Below are 17,840 nucleotides of genomic sequence, written 5' to 3' on the forward strand. Positions count from 1 at the left end.
ATCGACGCGCAAGATCGTCGGCAGCGTCAGATGTGTATAAGTGCCAGAAATCACGGGCTGCGTGCTGGCAGGCGGGCGCGGCATGCGCATGGGCGGCATCGACAAGGGGCTGCAGCCCTTTCTGGGCCAGCCGCTGGCAGCCCATGCGCTGGACCGCCTGGCGCCCCAGGTCGGGCATCTGCTGATCAACGCCAATCGCCATGCCGAGGCCTATGCGCAATTGGGCGCGGCCCACGGTGCGCCGGTCTGGCCCGATGCCGAACCCGACTATCCCGGCCCGCTGGCCGGCTTCCTGAGTGGCCTGATGCACTGCCGGACGCCCTGGCTGGTCTGCGTGCCCTGCGATACGCCGCTGTTCCCGCTGGACCTTGTGGAGCGGCTTGTGCAGGCGGCGCTGTCGCAGCAGCCTGCGGCCGACATCGTCGTCGCCCATGGCAGGGAGCGCTCGCTTGACGCAGATCAATCCCTGCTGCGGGCCCAGCCCGTGTTCTGCCTGATGCGGTCATCGCTGCGTGATAGTCTGCAATCGTTCATACGTTCGGGCGGCCGCAAGATCGATGCATGGACGGGCCAGCACCGCTGCGCCACGGCCCTCTTCGACCGCGCGGGCGACAGCCCGCTGGCCTTTGCCAACGCCAACACGCAGCAGGAGCTGCAGGCGCTGGCGCGCGCCGCAGCCACCCCGTCGTAGTGCCCCGCGCCGCCGGCCCGCACGCCGCCTTGCCCAACCGGATTCCGTTCTGATGACAGCATCCTTCCAGCCCGCATCCCCCACCACCGCATCCACCCAGGACCTGAGGGTCGATCAGGCCCTGACACAGCTGGCCAGCCTGCTGCAGCCCCTGGGCCCGGTGGCAGAGTTGGAGACGCTGGCGCTGGCCGATGCGCTGGACCGCGTGCTGGCCGAAGACATCGTCTCCCCCGTCGATGTGCCAGCGCATGACAACGCCGCCATGGATGGCTATGCCTTCGATGGCGGCCAGTTGCAGGCAGCTCACGCCGGTTCGCCCGCTGCACCGCTGGTGCTGCGCGTGGTCGGCCAGGCCCTGGCCGGCAAACCCTGGCACGGCACCGTGCAGGCCGGCGAGTGCATCAAGATCATGACCGGCGCCGTGTTGCCGAGCGGGCTGGACACGGTGATCGCGCATGAACGCACCGTGTCCGCAGGCACTGACCACATCGGCATTCCGGCAGGCAGCGTGCGTGCCGGGGACAACCGGCGCCTGCGCGGCGAGGACCTGAGCCTGGGCCGCGTGGCCCTGTCGGCGGGCCAGCGCCTGCATCCCGCGGCCCTGGGCCTGATCGCCAGCCTGGGCCAGCCCCAGGTGCGCGTGCGCAGGCGGCTGCGCGTGGCCTATTTCTCCACGGGCGATGAAATCCTCCACCCCGGCACGGCATCGCGCGAGGGTGCGGTCTACGACAGCAACCGCTTCAGCCTCATCGGCCTGCTGCAGCGCATGGGCGTGCAGGTGCTGGACCTGGGCGTGGTGGCCGACGAGCCCGAGGCCCTGCAGGAGCGCCTGCGCGAAGCCGCCTCCCTGGCCGACGTGGTGCTGACCAGCGGCGGCATCAGCGCAGGCGAGGCCGACCACACGCGCGCCATGCTGCAGCGCATGGGCTGCGTGCACTTCTGGCGACTGGCCATGCGGCCCGGCCGGCCGCTGGCCGTGGGCCTGCTGCAGCCCGATGCGGGCACGCCGTTTGCCGCAAGCCGCACGCCTGCACGCACCACGGTGCTGATCGGCCTTCCTGGCAATCCCGTGGCCGCCATGGTCAGCTTTCTGGTCTTTGTCCGTCCGGCGCTGCTGCAGCTCATGGGCGCTGCGCAGGCGGCTGCCGAGCCGGCCGCCCTGCCCCAGGCCGTGGCTGCCCATGCGCTGTCCAAGCGGCCGGGCCGCACCGAGTACCAGCGCGGCCTTCTGTCCACAGGCGCCGATGGCCGCTGCCTGGTGCGCACCACCGGGCCGCAGGGTTCGGGCGTGCTGCGCTCCATGGCCGAGGCGGACTGCCTCATCGTGCTCGAACATGAGCGCGGTGCCGTGCAAGCCGGCGAAACCGTGTCCATCCTGCCGCTGCAGGCCTTTCCCTGACAGGAGATTCCCATGCCCTTCCAGTCCAAGCACCTGACCGACGCCCCCGATCGCAGCACCGTCGACACGCTGCCCGGCGCTACCTTGCTGGAGTTCGGCACCGCCTGGTGCGGCCACTGCCAGGGCGCGCAACCGCTGATTGCCCAGGCGCTGGAGGCCGCCCCGCAGGTGGCCCACATCAAGGTGGAAGACGGCCCCGGCCGGGCCCTGGGTCGCAGCTACCGCGTCAAGCTCTGGCCCACCCTGATCTTTCTGCATGACGGGCAGGAGGTGCAAAGGCTGGTGCGGCCCCAGCAGGCCCGCGAGATCGCGGACGCGCTGGCCCGCATCACCGCCCAGCCCTGACGCTTGCGGCGCGGCCGCTGCCTGTGTATCGCCGACAATGGCCCGCATGCCGCCTCAAAAGAAGCCAACCGAATCCGCGCCCAAGAAGCCCCGCCGCAACAGCGGCCGCCCGCTGGCCGACGATGCCGTGGGACGGGACATCATCCTGCAGACCACGGTCAACCTGCTCAAGACCCGCACGCCGGAGCAGCTGAGCATTCTGGAAATCGCGGCGGCAGCCGGTGTCACGCGTGCCCTGGTGCGCTACTACTTCAGCAGCCTCAAGGGCTTGCTGCAGGAGGTGACGGAGTCCCTGATGCGCGAGTTGCAAAACCGCATGGAAGTGGCGCTCAGGACGCAGGGCACGGTGGAAGAGCGCGTCTACCAGCGCCTGCTGCTGCGGCTGGATTTCATGCGCGAGCACCCGCAGTTCGAGCGGCTGGCGCTCTCCGAGATCTACCACTACGAAAGCGAAGAAGAGCCGCCGCCCTCGGGCACGCCGCTGCAGCGCATCACTCGGCGCGGGCTGGAGCTGACCTCGACCATGCTGATGGACGGAGCGCAGGCCAGCCACCCGGCACAGGTGGACCCGCGCTTCATCCACCTGGCCATTCTCAGCATTTCGGCCTTCCTGCCCACGGCACGGCCGCTGCTGGCCGAGCTGTTCGGTGAGGGACCCGAGGCAGACCAGCAGATCGAGCGCTACCTGCGCTTCATGTCCCATCTGCTGGCCGAGCGCATCAGGCAGGATGCGCCGGCGCAAGACCACCCTCCGTCCCCGGGCCACCACCCGGGATGACTTGCGCCGGCGCCCGCTGCTTCCTCCCTCCTTTCGTTCAGCGCCTGTTCAATCTAGTCCGGCTGTATGCCCAGCTCCTTGACCAGCCGCCCGAAGCGCTCGAAATCGCCGGCATTGGTCTTGCCCAGGCGCTGGGGCGGACCGCCCACAGGGACGGTTCCCAGCGTGGCCATGCGCGCCACCACGTCGGGCATCCTGAGGATCTCGTTGAGGTGCGTATTCAGCAGCTTGACCACCTCGGCGGGCATGTTCCTGGGGCCGAACAGGCCGTACCAGGCGGTCAGCTCCACGTCCTTGTAGCCCAGCTCGGCCAGCGTGGGCACGTCGGGCGCCAGCGGTGAGCGCTGGGCATCGGCCACGGCCAGCGCCACCAGCTTGCCGCCGGGCAGATAGGGAGCGATGGAGCCCAGCGTGCTGTAGGTGAAGGGCACATGGCCGCCCACCACATCGGTGACGGCCGGGGCCACGCCCTTGTAGGGTATGGCCTCGAAGCGGGCGCCCGTGGCGCGCCGGACCATCTCGCCGAGGAAGTGCATGGGCGAGCCGTTGCCCGGCGTGGCATAGCCCAGCGAGCGGCCTTGGCTGGAGGAGATGGCCTCCTTGAAGCTGCGCACGCCCGCACCGGGCCCGGCGACGAGGAACAGCGAAGTGGAGCCGACCTCGATCACGGGCGTGAAGCCATTGAGCACGTCGTAGCCGTGGCCCGCGCCCAGCTTGAGCACCAGTTGGGCCATGGCAAAGGTATTGGGCGCCAGCAGCAGCGTGTAGCCATCGGCCGGTGCCTTGGCCACGAAACTGCTGCCTATGGTGCCGCTGGCGCCCGCGCGGTTGTCCACGAGCACGGACTGGCCGATGCGGGCCGACAGCTTCTCGCCCAGCAGCCGCGCCAGCGCGTCGGTATCGCCGCCTGCGGGGTAGGCCACGACGATGGTGACCGGCTTGTGGGGGTAGGTCTGGGCCTGCGCCGGACCGGCGAGCAGCGCCAGGGCCATGGCCGCGCCCAGGGCGAGCGTTCTGCGTTTCGCTTTCATGGAGAGGGCTTTCATCGTGGTTTTTTCATTGTCAGCAAAGGTCGTTGCCGGGCTCAAGCCTGGCGTATCGCCACACGGTGCATCCGCCGCGCTGCGGGGTGGTAGTCATTGACCGCGTAGTGCTGCGTGGCCAGGTTGTCCCAGATGGCCACCGAGCCCTTGCGCCAGCGAAAGCGAACCTGCCATTCAGGCACCTTGGCCAAGCCGCTGAGCATGGCGATCAGGGCCGCGCTCTCGTCGCTGGTCACGCCTTCTATGTGCGTGGTGTAGAGCGAGTTCACAAAGGCCACGGGCAGCCCGGTGACAGGGTGCTCCAGGACCACGGGCTGCTCCAGCGGCGGATGCTTGAGGCGGGTGGCGCGATAGGCCTCGCCAGACGGATCTCGGCGCATCAGGCTTTGCCTGAGCGCTGGCGCCTCCCAGTTGTGGGTGGCGCGCAGCTTGCGCAGATAGGCCTGCAGCTCGGGCGCCAGCGAGGCGAAGGCCGTGGTCATGCTGGCCCACATGGTGTCGCCGCCCGTGGGCGGCACGTCCACGGCGTAGAGGCAGGCACCGGCGGGCGGCTTGGTCTGCCAGGTCAGGTCGGCATGCCAGATGTCGGTGCCGGTGCGCGTGCCCTGGCTGATCAGCAGCTCGACATGGGGATCGTCCGGGTGCGAGGGAAAGGTGGAGGACACGGGCTCTACCTTGCCGAACACCTGGGCCACGCGCACCTGCTGCGCAGGGTCCAGCGTCTGGTCGCGGAAGAAGATGACCTGGCGCTCGGCCAGCAGCCGGCGCAGCGCGTCCGCATGGTCATGCACCTGCGCCGGGTCCGAGAGATCGATGCCGTATATCTCCGATCCTATGCACGGGGTGATGTGTTCGACTTGCATGAAATTCCTTTTCTCGAAAAAAACGGGTTGGGGTGGTGATCAGGTGGACGCGATGTCCTGCGGCAGCGGCATGGAGCGGAACCGGCGGCCGGTGGCATGGAACAGGGCCGTGGCCACGGCAGGCGCCGTGGGGCCCAGGGCCACTTCGCCGCAGCCCTGGGGCGGCCGGTCGCTTTCGACCAGGACCACCTCCACGCGGGGCATTTCGGACAGTTGCAGCAGCGGGTAGTCGTGGAAATTGCTTTGCTGCACCACGCCCTTGTCAAAGCCCAGCCGGCTCTTGAAGGTGTTGGTCAGCGCAAAGCCGATGCCGCCTTCCACATTGGCCTTGACCAGTCCCGGGTTGACCACGCGGCCCGCGTCGATGGCGCAGATGGCGCGCTCCAGCCGCACGCGGCCTTCCACAACACGCAATTCCATGACCAGCGCGACAAAGGTCTGGAAGCTCTCGCCCCGCCCCGTGTAGACGTTGAAGGTCATGGCGCGGTGCAGGCCTGCCGGTGCGGGCTGCTCCCAGCGCGCGGCCTTGGCCGCCGCATCCAGCACGCCCAGCGCCAGCGGCTGGCCGGCCAGCAGGCGGCGCCGGTACTGGTAGTCGTCCACGCCTGCCGCATGGGCGAGTTCGCTGATGAAGCTCTCCAGGAAGAACACGCTGGACGTGGTGCCCACGCTGCGCAGATAGCTCAGCGGTATGGGCTGCTGCACGTCCACGGCATCCACCAGCAGGTTGGGCACGCCGTAGATCAGGTCGTAGATGGACTCGACCATGGTCTCGTCCCAGCCGCCTGCATCGGCCATCTTCTTGGGGTTGATGGCTCCGTACAGCGACTGGCCCGAGATGCGTGCATGCAGCGCGGCCGGCATGCCGTCGGCGCCCAGCACTGCACTCAGCCGCCCCGAGGCGCCGGGCCGGTAGTAGGAATGCCGTATGTCGTCCTCGCGCGAGCGGATGACCTTGACGGGCCGGCCCACGGCCTTGGATGCCGCTGCCGCATGCAAGGCGAAGTCGGGCATGTACTTGCGCCCGAAGCTGCCTCCGAGGAAGGTGGTATGCACGATGACCTTGTCCACAGGCACGCCGCAGGCCTTGCCCAGTTCGCCGCGCAGGAAGTCCTGGCCCTGGTAGGGCCCCCAGGTCTCGACCTCGCCGTCGCGCACATGGACAGTGGCGGCCAGCGGCTCCATGGTGGCGTGCGTGATGTAGGGCGAGTGGTAGTCGGCCGTGATCGGCTTGCCCGCCGCCAGCATTTCGCGCGGCTTGCCCAGGCTGCGGGCAACGACGGCCTTGTCGTTCGACAGGCCTGCGACGAACTGCGCATGGATGCGCTCGCTGTCCACGCCGGCCGCCGCGCCGGCGTCGAATTCGATGTCCAGCGCGTCGGCGGCCTGCTTGGCGATCCAGTACGAATCAGCCACCACCACCACGGTGCTGGGCTCAGGGTCGGGCCACTGCGTGGTGCGCACGACGGCATGTACGCCGGGGCGCGCGCGCACCTCTGCCTCGTTGCGGATGCGCACGATGCGCCCCGTCACGCTGGGCGCCATGCGCACGGCGCCGATCAGCATGCCGGGCACCTCGACATCGATGCCGAAGACCGCGCTGCCATCGACCTTGGCCGGGGTGTCCACCCGGCGCAGGTTGCGGCCGATCAGGCCCTGCTCGGAAGCCGACTTCATGCGCGGGCGCGAGGCGATGGACAGCCTGGAGGCATCGGCCACGATCTCGCCGTAGCCCACGCTGCGGCCCGTCGCGGAGTGCAGCACGCGGCCGGCGCGCGTGCTGCACTGAGATGCCCGCACGCCCAGCCGGGCCGCGCCGGCACGCAGCAGCACATCACGGGCCTGGGCACCAGCCAGGCGCATGCGCTCGTAGAAATAGTTCATCGACATCGACGCGCCCACGAACTGCTGGAACGGCATCTCGCCCGCATCGTTGCGATAGGCGTCGCGCCCCGTGACGAAGCGCACGGTCACGCTGGCCCAGTCGGCATCGAGCTCGTCGGCCAGCACCTGGGGCAGGCCCGTGTAGATGCCCTGGCCCACCTCGCACTGCGACACGCCGATCACCACCTGCCCCGAAGGCTCGATCCAGACCCAGTCGCCGATGGAGGAGGCCGTTGCTGCCGCTGCACCGGCCTCCGCTGGCGCGGCCTGCGCCAGCGGAATCAGCAGGCTGCCGGCAGCAGGCGCCACCAGCAGCGCAGCAGCGCTCTGGAGCAGATGCCTGCGCCGCAGCGAGATGGCAGAGCCGGCCGTGCGGCCCCGTTCATTGCTTGGACGCTGCGGCATGGATGGCCTCCCGGATGCGGTGGTAGGTGGCGCAGCGGCACAGATTGGTCATGGCCTCGTCGATCTGCGCATCGGTGGGCTGTGGATGGGTCTTGAGCAGCGCGGCAGCGGCCATGACCATGCCGGACTGGCAGTAGCCGCACTGCGGCACGTCCTTGTCCATCCAGGCCTTCTGGATGGGGTGGGAACGGTTGCTGGACAGCCCTTCGATGGTCGTGACCGCCTTACCGCCCACCGTCGAGACGGGCAGCACGCAGGAGCGCACCGGCTCGCCATCGACATGGACCGTGCAGGCCCCGCACATGCTGATGCCGCAGCCGAACTTGGTGCCAGGCAGCTTGAAGTGATCGCGCAACACCCACAGCAACGGGGTCTGCCCGTCGCCGTCAAAGGCCACGCTTCGGGAATTGAGGGTGAATTTCATCGTGGGGTCTCCAATGCGCCCGCGTCGCCGGGGCTGCATGTCTCATGCCTCTCAGAACGAGTGGTGTATGCCTGCCGCAATCACGGTCTGCGTGCGCCCGCTGGCAACGCCCACGGAATTCATCGCCGCCACGCCATCCGAGGCGCGCTGGTGCGTGACCGAGGCATGCAGCTGCGTGCGCTTGGAGAAGGCATAGCGCGCGCCCAGGTGGACCTGGTTCCACTTCGTCTGCTCGAAACGGCTGAAGGAGTAGCCCGTGTTGATGGTCACGGCCTGGCTGGTCTGCCAGGCCAGGCCCAGGTCGAGCGCGCTCATGTTGCTGGAGGCCCCGCCGTACTTGAGCGTGGAGCGCGTCAGCAGCGCGTTGAGCCGGACCGGAAGCGCATCGAGCTGGTAACCGCCGCCGATGCCCAGCACCTGGAAGGTGTCGAGCACCAGCGGCCGGCCCGCCACCAGGTCCTGGCCCAGCGCGTTCGCCAGGCCCGTGCGCCCGGCGATATCGAAGGCACGGCCGCGCGCATCGGTGTAGGCCACGGCCAGATTGAGCTTGGCACTGGAATAGCTGCCCATGACGCTGTAGGTGCGGTTGGCCTGCGAGCGGCCCGGCACCTCGCCAAAGCCGTACTGCGCGCCGAACTGCATCCCGCCCATGCTGGGCGTCAGGTAGACCACGGAGTTGTCCACCGGAAACTGGCTGGACAGGCCGTCCAGATTGCCGGGGTGGTAGAGATAGAAGTTGTAGAGCTGGTAGCCGTTGCCCCACTGGCTCAGCGTGCCGGCCGTGAAATCGACCTGGCGACCCAGCCGCACCGAGCCCATCGACGCGCTGTCCAGACCCACCCAGGAAGCCCGGTTGAAGTAGCTGGTCGGCGAGATCGGCGAGCCGATGTCCGTGAGGAATCCGTTCTCCAGCTGGAACGAGGCCTTCATGCCGCCCCCCAGATCCTCCGAGCCGCGCAGGCCCCAGAGGTCAGGCTGGGAAATGGCCGAATCCATGCGCGTCAGCCGGCTCCCGCGCACATCGCTGATCCAGGGCATGGTCAGGTCCATGCTGCCGTACAGCGTCACCGAACTCTGGGCCAGCGCCGCTCCCGCGCCGCCCAGCATCGCCAATGCGGCAATTGCTTTGTATTTCATCGCAAGGCTCTTTCATCGTGAGATGGGTAAAAAAATTCCACAAGTGGCAATTTTGAACACCACGCCACGGAAGATGCCTGGCAGGGCGCGAACTAATTTCCACTTATGGAAATATTAGCTGCGCGGGCCGAATTCTGGTTCTGGGGTTTTCATCTACCGCGTTGTAGGTAGGTCTCGGGAGGTGGAAGCAAGGGACGGGCATTGCACCCGCCCCCGCACCAGGCGCTCAGCGCCCCAGTGCCTGGTCCACGCCCTTGTTGGCCAGGGCGTCTGCCCGCTCGTTGCCAGGGTCGCCGGCGTGGCCCTTGACCCAGCGCCAGTCGATGCGGTGGCCGCCGCCCTGGACCAGGGCGTCCAGCCGCTGCCACAGCTCGACGTTCTTGACCGGCTCCTTGGAGGCCGTCTTCCAGCCCTTGGCCTTCCAGCCATGGATCCATTCGGTGATGCCCTTGAGCACGTACTGGCTGTCGATGTAGAGCACCACATCGCAGGGTCGCCTGAGCGCGGACAGCGCCTCGATCACGGCCATCATCTCCATGCGGTTGTTGGTCGTGTTCAGCTCGCCGCCGAACAGCTCTTTTCTGGCGCTGCCGGCCTCCAGCACCACGCCCCAGCCGCCGGGACCCGGATTGCCCTTGCAGGCGCCGTCCGTGTAGATAACAACTTGATTCAAAAAATTTCCTTGGGTTGAATGGCCCGGCCTTCAGGCCGGTTGGAATGCGGATCGCTGCCCTGCACCGCCTGCGCCGGCATGCGGTGGGCCACAGGCACGGAGGCGCCCGACACGGCTGCGCGGCCACGCCAGGCAGGCTCCAGCATGCGTGCGCCCGGCACGCGCTTGACGGCCACCACGCAGTACACGCCGCCCAGCATGGGCCAGCCCAGCCGCCCCACGCGGTCCATGAACTGCCAGCGCCGCAGCCAGCGATCCGTCTGCACGGCAGGACGATAGCAGCCGAACTGCACGGCCTCGATCTCGAAGGCCAGCAATCGCAGCCAGTCGCGCAGCCGCCAGTAGCCCACGCCCCAGCCCACATCGGGCAGGTACACGCCGCGCTCGGCACGGCGCTGCACGCCCAGCAGACTGGCGGGGTTGAGCCCGCACACGACGATACGGCCCTCGGGCATCAGCACCCTGGCCGCCTCGCGCAACACGGCATGCGGGTCCGGCGAGGTCTCCAGCGTGTGCGGCATGACGACGAGGTCGAGGCTGGCCTCGGAAAACGGCAGCGCGGCCGGATCGGCCAGCAGCGCCACGGGCACCTCCAGCGGTGGCACTGCCTCGGCTGGCACCGCATCCTGCATGGAATCCAGGGCCAGCCAGCGGTGCGGCATGCGATTGGCGCGCAGCCCCTGAAGCATGGGCATGCCCAACTGTAGGCTGTGATAGCCGAAAATATCGGCCACCGCCTCGTCGCAGCGCTGCTGCTCCCATTCCAGCAGGTAGTGGCCGAGGGCAGATTGCGTCCAGTGATGCGTCCCTATAATTTTGCTGCTCATGAACCTGTTGCCCATCCCCGCTTTTTCCGACAACTACATCTGGCTGCTGTACGACGCAGGGCAGGCCCTGGTCGTCGATCCCGGCGATGCAGCGCCCGTGCTGGCCAGCCTGCGCCAGCTGGACTTGCAGTTGCAGGGCATTTTAGTCACCCACCACCATGCCGATCATGTCGGCGGCGTGGCTCAGCTGCGCCAGGCCACGGGCGCCCAGGTCTGGGGCCCCGCCTACGAGCAGTTGCCCGAGCCCGTGCAGCGCGTGCAGGGTGGCGATACCGTGCAGGCCCTGGGCGGCCCCTGGCAGGTCATTGACGTGCCCGGCCACACCAGCGGCCACATCGCCTTCTACAGCACGGCGGCGCAGGCGCAGCCCGTGCTGTTCTGCGGCGATACGCTGTTTTCAGGGGGATGCGGGCGCCTGTTCGAAGGCACGCCGCAGCAGATGCAGCAATCGCTGGACGATCTGGCCGCGCTGCCGGACAACACCCTGGTCTGCTGCGCACATGAGTACACAATGTCCAACCTGCGCTTTGCGCAGGCCGTGGAACCAAACAACCAGGCCCTGGCTCACTACCAGAGGCATTGTCAGGCGTTGCGCGAGGCCGGCCGGCCCACGCTGCCTTCCCTGATGGAGACCGAGCGCTCCATCAATCCCTTTCTTAGAACGCGCGAATCCGCAGTGGCCGCCGCCGCCGCAGGCTTCGACGCACAGGTGAGACAGCAGGACCCCGCCAGCGTGCTGGCCGGCCTGCGCCAATGGAAAAACGTCTTCTGATGAAACTGCTACACACCCTGCTGCTGGGCAGCCTGCTGGCTCTTGCGGGCTGCGCCACCACCAGCAGCCCGGACCTGGCCAGCACGGCCCCCGCCCCCAGCACCGCACCGCACTCCCCGATGTACCCCAACGGACCGCTGAGCCCGCTGGGCACAGGCAGCGCCGGCAACGGCGGCGTGGCCTCGCTGGAGACCACGGGCGATCTGTGGGTACGCATTCGCCAGGGCTTCGCCATGCCCGACCTGGACCAGGATCTGGTCAAGGACCGCGAGCAGTGGTATGCCAGCCGGCCCGACTACATACAGCGCATGACCGAGCGCTCCAGCAAGTACCTGTTCCACATCGTCGAGGAACTGGAGCGGCGCAACATGCCCACCGAGCTGGCGCTGCTGCCCTACATCGAGAGCGCCTTCAACCCGCAGGCCGTCTCCACCGCCAAGGCGGCCGGCATGTGGCAGTTCATGCCGGCCACCGGCACCTATTTCGACCTCAAGCAAAACGCCTTCCGCGACGACCGCCGCGACGTGCTGGCCTCCACGCGCGCCGCGCTGGACTACCTGCAAAAGCTCTACGACATGTTCGGCGACTGGCACCTGGCCCTGGCCGCCTACAACTGGGGCGAAGGCAGCGTGGGCCGCGCCATCAAGCGCAACGAGAAGCTGGGCCTGCCCACGGGCTACACCGACCTGCAGATGCCGGCCGAGACCCGCATGTACGTGCCCAAGCTGCAGGCCGTCAAGAACATCGTGGCCAACCCCGATGCATTCAACACCGAGCTGCCGCTGATCGAGAACCACCCCTACTTCCAGACCGTCACCATCACCCGTGACATCGACGTGGAACTGGTGGCCAAGCTGGCCGATGTATCGACCGATGACTTCAAGGCGCTGAATCCCAGCTTCCGCAAGCCGGTGATCTTTGCGGCCGGCACGCCGGAGATCCTGCTGCCCTGGGACAACGCCAAGGTGTTCCGCCGCAACATGCAGGCCTTCGACGAAGGCCAGTACGCGAGCTGGACCGTGTGGACCGTGCCCTCCACCATCAGCGTGGCCGAGGCGGCCCAGCGCGTGGGCCTGGGCGAGTCCGACCTGCGCGCCCTCAACAACATCCCGCCCCGCATGCTGATCAAGGCCGGCTCCGCGCTCATGGTGCCGCGCGGCGCCAACGTGCGTGCCGACGTGGCCGGCCACGTGGCCGACAACGGCCAGATCAGCTTTGCCCCCGAGATCGTCACGCGCCGCACCACCATCAAGGCCCGCAAGCGCGACACGCTGATCAGCGTGGCCAACCGCTACGGCGTCAGCGCATCCAATCTGGCGGACTGGAATGACCTGAAGTCCTCCGCCACCCTGCATGCCGGCCAATCGCTGGTGGCCTACCTGCCGGTGCGCGCCAGCAGCGGCGGCAATGCCCGGGCGGCCAAGTCCACCGGAACCGCACGCAAGGTGGCCGTGCAGCCGCAAAACCGCAACGCCAAGGTGTCGGTCACCACGGCGCCGCGTGGCGGCAAGCCATCCAAGGTGAAAAAGCGCTGAAGGCGCCATCACTGCCCCACTCCAAAGAGCCCGCTTTCGCGGGCTCTTTTGCGTGCGGCCCGGGGCTCAGGTGTGGAAACGCTGGCGGGACTGCCGCACGAATTCGTTGGTGAACGAGCGCTCCAGGTCGATACCGCTGCGCGCCAGCGCAGGGTTGAGCCGGACCAAGGCGCGCAGGGCCGTGGCAGGCCCGTCATCGGGCATCAGGCCATCGGGCGAGATCGTGGTGCGCATGTGCTCGAAGGCCGACAGATAGGCGCGCCGCGAGCCCAGCAGATAGGGTGCAGGCACGGCCCTGAGCACATCCATGGGCGCGGCGGTCTGCAGCCACTTGAGCGATCGGACCATGGCATTGCTCAGCGCCTGGGCCTTGGCAGGGTTCTTGCGCAAAAAGGCCTGGGTCGCGTACAGCGTGCCCGAGGGCATGGAGCCGCCGTACAGCTGCGCGCTGCTGCGCAGATCACGCAGGTCTCTGACGATGCGCACGGCTCCCTTGTCCTCCAGCACGCTCATCAGCGGGTCCGCATGGCAAAGCGCATGCACGCGCCCGGTGCGCAGCGCCTCCATGGCGTCAGGCCCCGAGCCCACACCCACCAGTTGCACCAGATCGGCCTCCAGACCATCGCCCAGCAGCATCAGTTGCACGGCCCGGGCCGTGGATGCGCCCAGCGAGGACACGCCCACGCGCCGCCCGCGCAGGTCGGCCAGCGTCTGGTAGCGCGGCATCCAGCGCGAGGACACGCCCAGCGCAATCTGCGGCGCACGCCCCTGCACGACGAAGGCACGCAGCACACTGCCGCGCTGCTGCGCGACAAGCGTGTGTTCATAGGCACCCGCGCACACATCGGCGGCGCCCGATTCCAGCGCCTGCAGCGACTGCGACCCGCCCGGATAGTCATCGATGCGCACGGTCAGGCCCTCGGCCTCGAAGTACCCCAGTTGCTGGGCAATCACCAGCGGCAGGTAATACAGCAGGCCCTGACCGCCCACGGAAATCGTCACCAGCTCGGCCGAACCGAGGGAAGGAAACGACCAAAGGGAACCCAGCCCCATGAGGCTCAACAAGGTTCGGCGATCAAGCACGTGGGAAGACATGATGGTTATTTTGCTGCAGTGCAACACGATCATGCCCAGAGCCCGCATGCACAGCATCGGTGCTTGCCCGTATGTGAAACACCGTAGGTTTCAGGGCCAGCACGGCGCGCGGTGAACACGCGCCCGGCCCTCGCCCAGGTCTCACCCAGGCCTCAGCGGTAGCCCGCGAAAAACAGCAGCAGATTCACCACCAGCGCCAGCGCCCAGGCCAGACTGCGCAGCGTGGCGCGGTCCGTCACATAGAAGGCTATGTAGGCAATGCGCAACACAACAAAGGCCACGGCCAGGCCATCGACACGCGCGGACGGTGCACCCAATTGCCAGGCAACCAGCAAGGCGCCAATGAAGAAAGGCAGGCACTCGAAGCTATTGGCCTGCGCCGCGTTGGCCCGTGCCTGGTAGCCCGTCTGCTGCGCCAGCCAGGCCCGGGGTTCGTGGTTGTCGAAACCGCGCTGCCCCGGCCGGTGCTTCATGCCGGGCGCCTTGGCGATGTAGGCGCAGGCCAGCGGCAGCAGGGCCGCCACCAGCAGGCACCAATGCGCTATGGAGAAGCCGCCGGGCGGCAGGATGACAGAGGTCGGCATACAGGCTCCTGATGAAAAGACAAGAAACGCCAGCCGCCTCGGCCACTACCGGCGGTCCACCAGCGCATGGGCGATCGTACCCAGGTCCACGTACTCGAGTTCGCTGCCTATGGGCACGCCGCGCGCCAGGCGCGTCACATGGATGCCGCGCGCCTTCAGGGCCTCGCTGATCGCATGGGCCGTGGCCTCGCCTTCCGCCGTGAAGCTGGTGGCCAGGATCACCTCCTGCACCTTGCCGTCGCCGGCACGCTCCAGCAGGGATGACAGGTTCAGATCGCGCGGACCTATGCCGTCGAGTGGCGACAGCCGCCCCATCAGCACGTAGTAATAGCCCTGGTAGGCACCCGTGCGCTCCATGGCCGCCATATCGGCAGGCGCCTCCACCACGCACAGCCGGGCCGCGTCACGCCCTTCATCCTGGCAGATGGAGCAGATGCGGCCTTCGGTGAAGGTATGGCAGCGCTCGCAGTGGGTGACCGACTCCACGGCCGTGGTCAGGGCACGGGCCAGTTGCCGCGCGCCGTCCTGGTCGCGCTGCAGCAGGTGGAAGGCCATGCGCTGCGCCGACTTGATGCCCACACCCGGGAGCCTGCGCAAGGCCTCGATCAGGCCATCGAGCGATTGCACGTCCGACATGGCAGCTTCCTTTCAATGGAGAAGGTTCTCAGAAAAAAAGCGATCTGCAGGGGCAGATCGCTCGATGGCCACTCCACACGAGTGGGCAGCTGGAGAAGCCGGCATGGCCTCTCCAGGCTGTTCGGCACAACCGCTGGGGCCTGCCTCAGAACGGGAACTTCATGCCGCCCGGCAGGCCGGGCATGCCGGCCGTGAGCTTGCCCATCTTCTCGTTGGAAGTCTCTTCGGCCTTGCGCACGGCGGCGTTGAAGGCGGCAGCCACCAGGTCTTCCAGCATGTCCTTGTCTTCGGCCAGCAGGCTGGGGTCGATGGTGATGCGCTTGACGTCGTGCTTGCAGGTCATGACCACCTTCACGAGGCCCGCGCCAGACTCGCCTTCCACCTCGATGTTGCCCAGTTCATCCTGGGCCTTCTTGAGGTTGTCCTGCATGGCCTGGGCTTGCTTCATCAGGCCGGCCAGTTGTCCTTTGTTGAACATGTGAGTTCCTTCTTCTGTAGGGTAAAAACGAAACGCTCTAGAGCGTGTCAGGGCTGAATGGATACGGGCTTGATACTGCCGGGCACGATTTTCGCGCCATGGCTGCGGATCAGGGTCTGCACCAGAGAATGATTCATCACGATGTCTTCTGCAATGCGCTGGCGCTCATGGCTGGCCACCGCATTGCGCCGCGCGGGGCTGTCTGCCACGGCGCCTTGCTCGACATGCAGTTGCCGCGCCAGGCCAGCGGCCTCCAGCGCCGCACGCAGGCGCTCGCGCGTGGCGGGCTGCGCCAGCGAGCTGCTTTCCACGCGCAGCGTCCATGCATCGCCATCGCGCGCCACCAGTTGCGACTGCAGCGCCAGTTGCCGTGCCAGCGCCGTGACGGCCTCGGCCTGCACCAGTTGCTGGACGGCAGCGTGCCAGACATCGCCGTCGGGCGTGCGCTCCACGGTCGGCGCGGGAGGCGCACCGGGGGACTGGCGGCCACGTTCGGGAGCGAAGTCATGCGCATCGATCTGAGTGTCGATCTGCGGTTCGGACTGCCGTGCCACGGCAGCGGCAGGCGGCTCCAGGGCCAGATCTCCGTCATCGCTCCAGCGGCCTTCGTCGGCCCAGCCTTCATCGGGCATCCCGGCCCAGGCACCCTCGTCCGGTGCATCGGCATCCTGCGCCTGCGGCGCCTCATCGGCAGAAGAGTCTTCGTCTTCCTGCACATCGTCCACGGGCTCATCCACAGGCTCGTCCAGGGGCTCCTGGGCGACACCGGCGGCCGGCTTCACCTCTGGAGCAGCGGAAGGCCTGGCCTCCTGGACAGGCGCAAGCACAGGTTCCGGCCTGGCAACTGCGGCCACGGCCACGGGCGCCTGAACAGGCGCTGGAGCCGCAACGGCTTGCACCACGGGAGCGACCACGGCGGGCGCAGCGGTCACGGGAGATGCGACAGGCGCGACAGGAGCAGGAGGCGCGAGCGGGACGGGCATGGCCGCCTTGGCTGGGGCAGCGGGAGCCTCGGGCACAGCGGGCTGTGCGGGCCGCGTCTGCGCAACGGGCGCGGGAGATTCAGGCTTCGCCGTGGAGGGGGTCAGCGCTGGAGTTTTTTTTTCAGCCGCGCCCGGGGCGGGCTCTGCAGATTGCGGCTTGAACGCCAGCAGCCGCAGCAGCGCCATGGTCAGCGCCGCGTACTCGTCGGGAGCCAGGCCCAGTTCGGCCCGGCCATGCAGGCAGATGCTGTAGAGCAGCTGGGTTTCGTCGCGCGGCATCAGCACCGCAAGGCGGGCGATCTCTGCGGCTTCTGGATCGCTGGCGTCGGCGGCCATCTGCGGCACGGCCTGTGCCACGGCCATGCGCTGCAGCACGGCGCACATTTCCTCCAGCGTGGAGGCGGCAGACAGGCCATTGCGGCGCAGCGCCTCGGAGGTTTCCACAACCACCTGGCCATCGGCCTGGGCAAGTGCCTCGATCAGGCGGAACACATGGCTGCGGTCCACGCTGCCCAGCATCTGGCGCACCGTGGCCTCCTGCAGCTGTCCGCTGCCAAAGGCAATGGCCTGGTCAGTCAGCGACAGCGCATCGCGCATGGAGCCACGCGCGGCGCGCGACAGCAGGCGCAGGGCCTGGGGCTCGGAGGCCACGCCTTCCTGCCCCAGCACCTGGCCCAGATGCTCCAGCACGGTCTCGGGCGCCATGGGCCGCAGGTTGAACTGCAGGCAGCGGCTGAGCACGGTCACGGGCACCTTCTGCGGATCGGTGGTGGCCAGCACGAACTTCAGGTATTCAGGCGGCTCCTCCAGCGTCTTGAGCATGGCGTTGAAGGCCGTGTTCGTGAGCATGTGCACTTCGTCGATCATGAAGACCTTGAAGCGTCCCTGCACCGGCTTGTAGACAGCCTGCTCCAGCAGGCTCTGCACCTCGTCCACGCCACGGTTGGAGGCAGCGTCCAGCTCCGTGTAGTCGGGAAAGCGCCCGCTGTCGATTTCGGTACAGGCCGCACAGACGCCGCAGGGCGTTGCCGTGATGCCGCCCTGGCCATCGGCGCCCTGGCAGTTGAGCGACTTGGCCAGAATGCGCGAGACCGTGGTCTTGCCCACGCCGCGCGTGCCGGTGAACAGATAGGCATGGTGCAGGCGCTGCTGCGTCAGGGCATTGGTGAGCGCCTGAACGACATGCTCCTGCCCCACCATTTCAGAGAAATTGCGGGGGCGGTATTTGCGGGCCAGCACAAGATAAGACATCCCGCGATTCTACGGGGCTGGGCGCCCTTGCCCGAGG

General features: G+C 67.8%; 18 protein-coding genes. 6 read left to right on the forward strand and 12 right to left on the reverse strand.

The window, feature by feature from the left end:
* Positions 1–82 precede the first annotated feature (82 nt).
* From mobA to INR38_RS14340, 4 genes are read left to right on the forward strand one after another with little or no spacing between them, the layout of a single operon-like run.
* Positions 83–691, forward strand: a complete 609-nt coding sequence (mobA, locus tag INR38_RS14325; RefSeq protein WP_207442386.1) for a molybdenum cofactor guanylyltransferase MobA — start codon at positions 83–85, stop codon at positions 689–691.
* Positions 692–743: 52 nt separating this feature from the next.
* Positions 744–2,090 carry a gephyrin-like molybdotransferase Glp gene (glp, locus tag INR38_RS14330; RefSeq protein ID WP_207442385.1) on the forward strand — a complete coding sequence of 449 codons (1,347 nt, stop codon included), beginning with the start codon at positions 744–746 and terminating at the stop codon, positions 2,088–2,090.
* A gap of 12 nt (positions 2,091–2,102) precedes the next feature.
* On the forward strand, positions 2,103–2,435 hold the full coding sequence (locus INR38_RS14335) for a thioredoxin family protein (RefSeq protein ID WP_207442384.1): 333 nt from the start codon (positions 2,103–2,105) through the stop codon (positions 2,433–2,435).
* Positions 2,436–2,481: 46 nt separating this feature from the next.
* The gene (locus INR38_RS14340; protein WP_225970995.1) at positions 2,482–3,213 is read left to right on the forward strand and encodes a TetR/AcrR family transcriptional regulator; all 732 of its coding nucleotides are present in this window, start codon (positions 2,482–2,484) and stop codon (positions 3,211–3,213) included.
* A gap of 53 nt (positions 3,214–3,266) precedes the next feature.
* Here the strand turns inward: INR38_RS14340 and INR38_RS14345 are convergent, their stop codons facing one another.
* The 7 genes from INR38_RS14345 to INR38_RS14375 form a co-directional block, all read right to left on the reverse strand.
* Positions 3,267–4,244, reverse strand: a complete 978-nt coding sequence (locus INR38_RS14345; RefSeq protein WP_013801486.1) for a tripartite tricarboxylate transporter substrate binding protein — start codon at positions 4,242–4,244, stop codon at positions 3,267–3,269.
* Positions 4,245–4,297: 53 nt separating this feature from the next.
* On the reverse strand, positions 4,298–5,119 hold the full coding sequence (locus INR38_RS14350) for a TauD/TfdA family dioxygenase (protein ID WP_012206690.1): 822 nt from the start codon (positions 5,117–5,119) through the stop codon (positions 4,298–4,300).
* Positions 5,120–5,158: 39 nt separating this feature from the next.
* Positions 5,159–7,408 (reverse strand): molybdopterin cofactor-binding domain-containing protein, encoded by a 2,250-nt coding sequence (locus INR38_RS14355; RefSeq protein ID WP_207442381.1) that lies wholly within the window; start codon positions 7,406–7,408, stop codon positions 5,159–5,161.
* Entirely contained in the window at positions 7,386–7,832 is a 447-nt protein-coding gene (locus INR38_RS14360) for a (2Fe-2S)-binding protein (protein WP_012206692.1), read from the reverse strand. Before INR38_RS14360 ends, INR38_RS14355 begins: the two co-directional genes overlap by 23 nt.
* A gap of 51 nt (positions 7,833–7,883) precedes the next feature.
* Positions 7,884–8,969: a porin gene (locus tag INR38_RS14365; RefSeq protein ID WP_013801483.1), complete on the reverse strand. Its 1,086-nt coding sequence runs from the start codon at positions 8,967–8,969 to the stop codon at positions 7,884–7,886.
* Between the two features lie 226 nt (positions 8,970–9,195).
* Entirely contained in the window at positions 9,196–9,642 is a 447-nt protein-coding gene (rnhA, locus tag INR38_RS14370; RefSeq protein ID WP_013801482.1) for a ribonuclease HI, read from the reverse strand.
* Positions 9,639–10,469 carry a class I SAM-dependent methyltransferase gene (locus INR38_RS14375; protein ID WP_013801481.1) on the reverse strand — a complete coding sequence of 277 codons (831 nt, stop codon included), beginning with the start codon at positions 10,467–10,469 and terminating at the stop codon, positions 9,639–9,641. Before INR38_RS14375 ends, rnhA begins: the two co-directional genes overlap by 4 nt.
* On the opposite strand from INR38_RS14375, the gene gloB reads away from it, so the two are divergent.
* Positions 10,468–11,241 carry a hydroxyacylglutathione hydrolase gene (gene gloB, locus INR38_RS14380; protein WP_012206696.1) on the forward strand — a complete coding sequence of 258 codons (774 nt, stop codon included), beginning with the start codon at positions 10,468–10,470 and terminating at the stop codon, positions 11,239–11,241. The genes INR38_RS14375 and gloB overlap by 2 nt on opposite strands.
* The gene (locus INR38_RS14385) at positions 11,241–12,776 is read left to right on the forward strand and encodes a transglycosylase SLT domain-containing protein (RefSeq protein WP_012206697.1); all 1,536 of its coding nucleotides are present in this window, start codon (positions 11,241–11,243) and stop codon (positions 12,774–12,776) included. Before gloB ends, INR38_RS14385 begins: the two co-directional genes overlap by 1 nt.
* Before the next feature lie 66 nt (positions 12,777–12,842).
* On the opposite strand, the gene INR38_RS14390 is transcribed toward INR38_RS14385, so the two are convergent.
* The 5 genes from INR38_RS14390 to dnaX all read right to left on the reverse strand — a co-directional run bounded on the left by INR38_RS14390 (position 12,843) and on the right by dnaX (position 17,803).
* Entirely contained in the window at positions 12,843–13,871 is a 1,029-nt protein-coding gene (locus INR38_RS14390; protein ID WP_225970996.1) for an ABC transporter substrate-binding protein, read from the reverse strand.
* Between the two features lie 152 nt (positions 13,872–14,023).
* Positions 14,024–14,455 carry an MAPEG family protein gene (locus INR38_RS14395; RefSeq protein WP_012206699.1) on the reverse strand — a complete coding sequence of 144 codons (432 nt, stop codon included), beginning with the start codon at positions 14,453–14,455 and terminating at the stop codon, positions 14,024–14,026.
* Between the two features lie 45 nt (positions 14,456–14,500).
* Entirely contained in the window at positions 14,501–15,091 is a 591-nt protein-coding gene (recR, locus tag INR38_RS14400; protein ID WP_012206700.1) for a recombination mediator RecR, read from the reverse strand.
* A gap of 145 nt (positions 15,092–15,236) precedes the next feature.
* On the reverse strand, positions 15,237–15,569 hold the full coding sequence (locus INR38_RS14405) for a YbaB/EbfC family nucleoid-associated protein (protein WP_012206701.1): 333 nt from the start codon (positions 15,567–15,569) through the stop codon (positions 15,237–15,239).
* A gap of 47 nt (positions 15,570–15,616) precedes the next feature.
* Positions 15,617–17,803, reverse strand: coding sequence for a DNA polymerase III subunit gamma/tau (gene dnaX / locus INR38_RS14410; RefSeq protein WP_207442379.1), 2,187 nt, complete (start codon positions 17,801–17,803; stop codon positions 15,617–15,619).
* Positions 17,804–17,840: the final 37 nt, after the last annotated feature.

It is taken from the genome of Delftia sp. SD018 (assembly GCF_017355445.1).
Classification (GTDB): domain Bacteria; phylum Pseudomonadota; class Gammaproteobacteria; order Burkholderiales; family Burkholderiaceae_C; genus Comamonas; species Comamonas acidovorans.

Excerpts from the sequence above, each read along its gene's own strand:
- mobA (WP_207442386.1), top strand. The coding sequence starts at position 83 with ATGCGCATGGGCGGCATCGACAAGGGGCTGCAGCCCTTTCTGGGCCAG.
- glp (WP_207442385.1), top strand. The coding sequence starts at position 744 with ATGACAGCATCCTTCCAGCCCGCATCCCCCACCACCGCATCCACCCAG.
- INR38_RS14335 (WP_207442384.1), top strand. The coding sequence starts at position 2,103 with ATGCCCTTCCAGTCCAAGCACCTGACCGACGCCCCCGATCGCAGCACC.
- INR38_RS14340 (WP_225970995.1), top strand. The coding sequence starts at position 2,482 with ATGCCGCCTCAAAAGAAGCCAACCGAATCCGCGCCCAAGAAGCCCCGC.
- INR38_RS14345 (WP_013801486.1), bottom strand. The coding sequence starts at position 4,244 with ATGAAAGCGAAACGCAGAACGCTCGCCCTGGGCGCGGCCATGGCCCTG.
- INR38_RS14350 (WP_012206690.1), bottom strand. The coding sequence starts at position 5,119 with ATGCAAGTCGAACACATCACCCCGTGCATAGGATCGGAGATATACGGC.
- INR38_RS14355 (WP_207442381.1), bottom strand. The coding sequence starts at position 7,408 with ATGCCGCAGCGTCCAAGCAATGAACGGGGCCGCACGGCCGGCTCTGCC.
- INR38_RS14360 (WP_012206692.1), bottom strand. The coding sequence starts at position 7,832 with ATGAAATTCACCCTCAATTCCCGAAGCGTGGCCTTTGACGGCGACGGG.
- INR38_RS14365 (WP_013801483.1), bottom strand. The coding sequence starts at position 8,969 with ATGAAATACAAAGCAATTGCCGCATTGGCGATGCTGGGCGGCGCGGGA.
- gloB (WP_012206696.1), top strand. The coding sequence starts at position 10,468 with ATGAACCTGTTGCCCATCCCCGCTTTTTCCGACAACTACATCTGGCTG.
- INR38_RS14375 (WP_013801481.1), bottom strand. The coding sequence starts at position 10,469 with ATGAGCAGCAAAATTATAGGGACGCATCACTGGACGCAATCTGCCCTC.
- INR38_RS14385 (WP_012206697.1), top strand. The coding sequence starts at position 11,241 with ATGAAACTGCTACACACCCTGCTGCTGGGCAGCCTGCTGGCTCTTGCG.
- INR38_RS14390 (WP_225970996.1), bottom strand. The coding sequence starts at position 13,871 with ATGTCTTCCCACGTGCTTGATCGCCGAACCTTGTTGAGCCTCATGGGG.
- INR38_RS14395 (WP_012206699.1), bottom strand. The coding sequence starts at position 14,455 with ATGCCGACCTCTGTCATCCTGCCGCCCGGCGGCTTCTCCATAGCGCAT.
- recR (WP_012206700.1), bottom strand. The coding sequence starts at position 15,091 with ATGTCGGACGTGCAATCGCTCGATGGCCTGATCGAGGCCTTGCGCAGG.
- INR38_RS14405 (WP_012206701.1), bottom strand. The coding sequence starts at position 15,569 with ATGTTCAACAAAGGACAACTGGCCGGCCTGATGAAGCAAGCCCAGGCC.
- dnaX (WP_207442379.1), bottom strand. The coding sequence starts at position 17,803 with ATGTCTTATCTTGTGCTGGCCCGCAAATACCGCCCCCGCAATTTCTCT.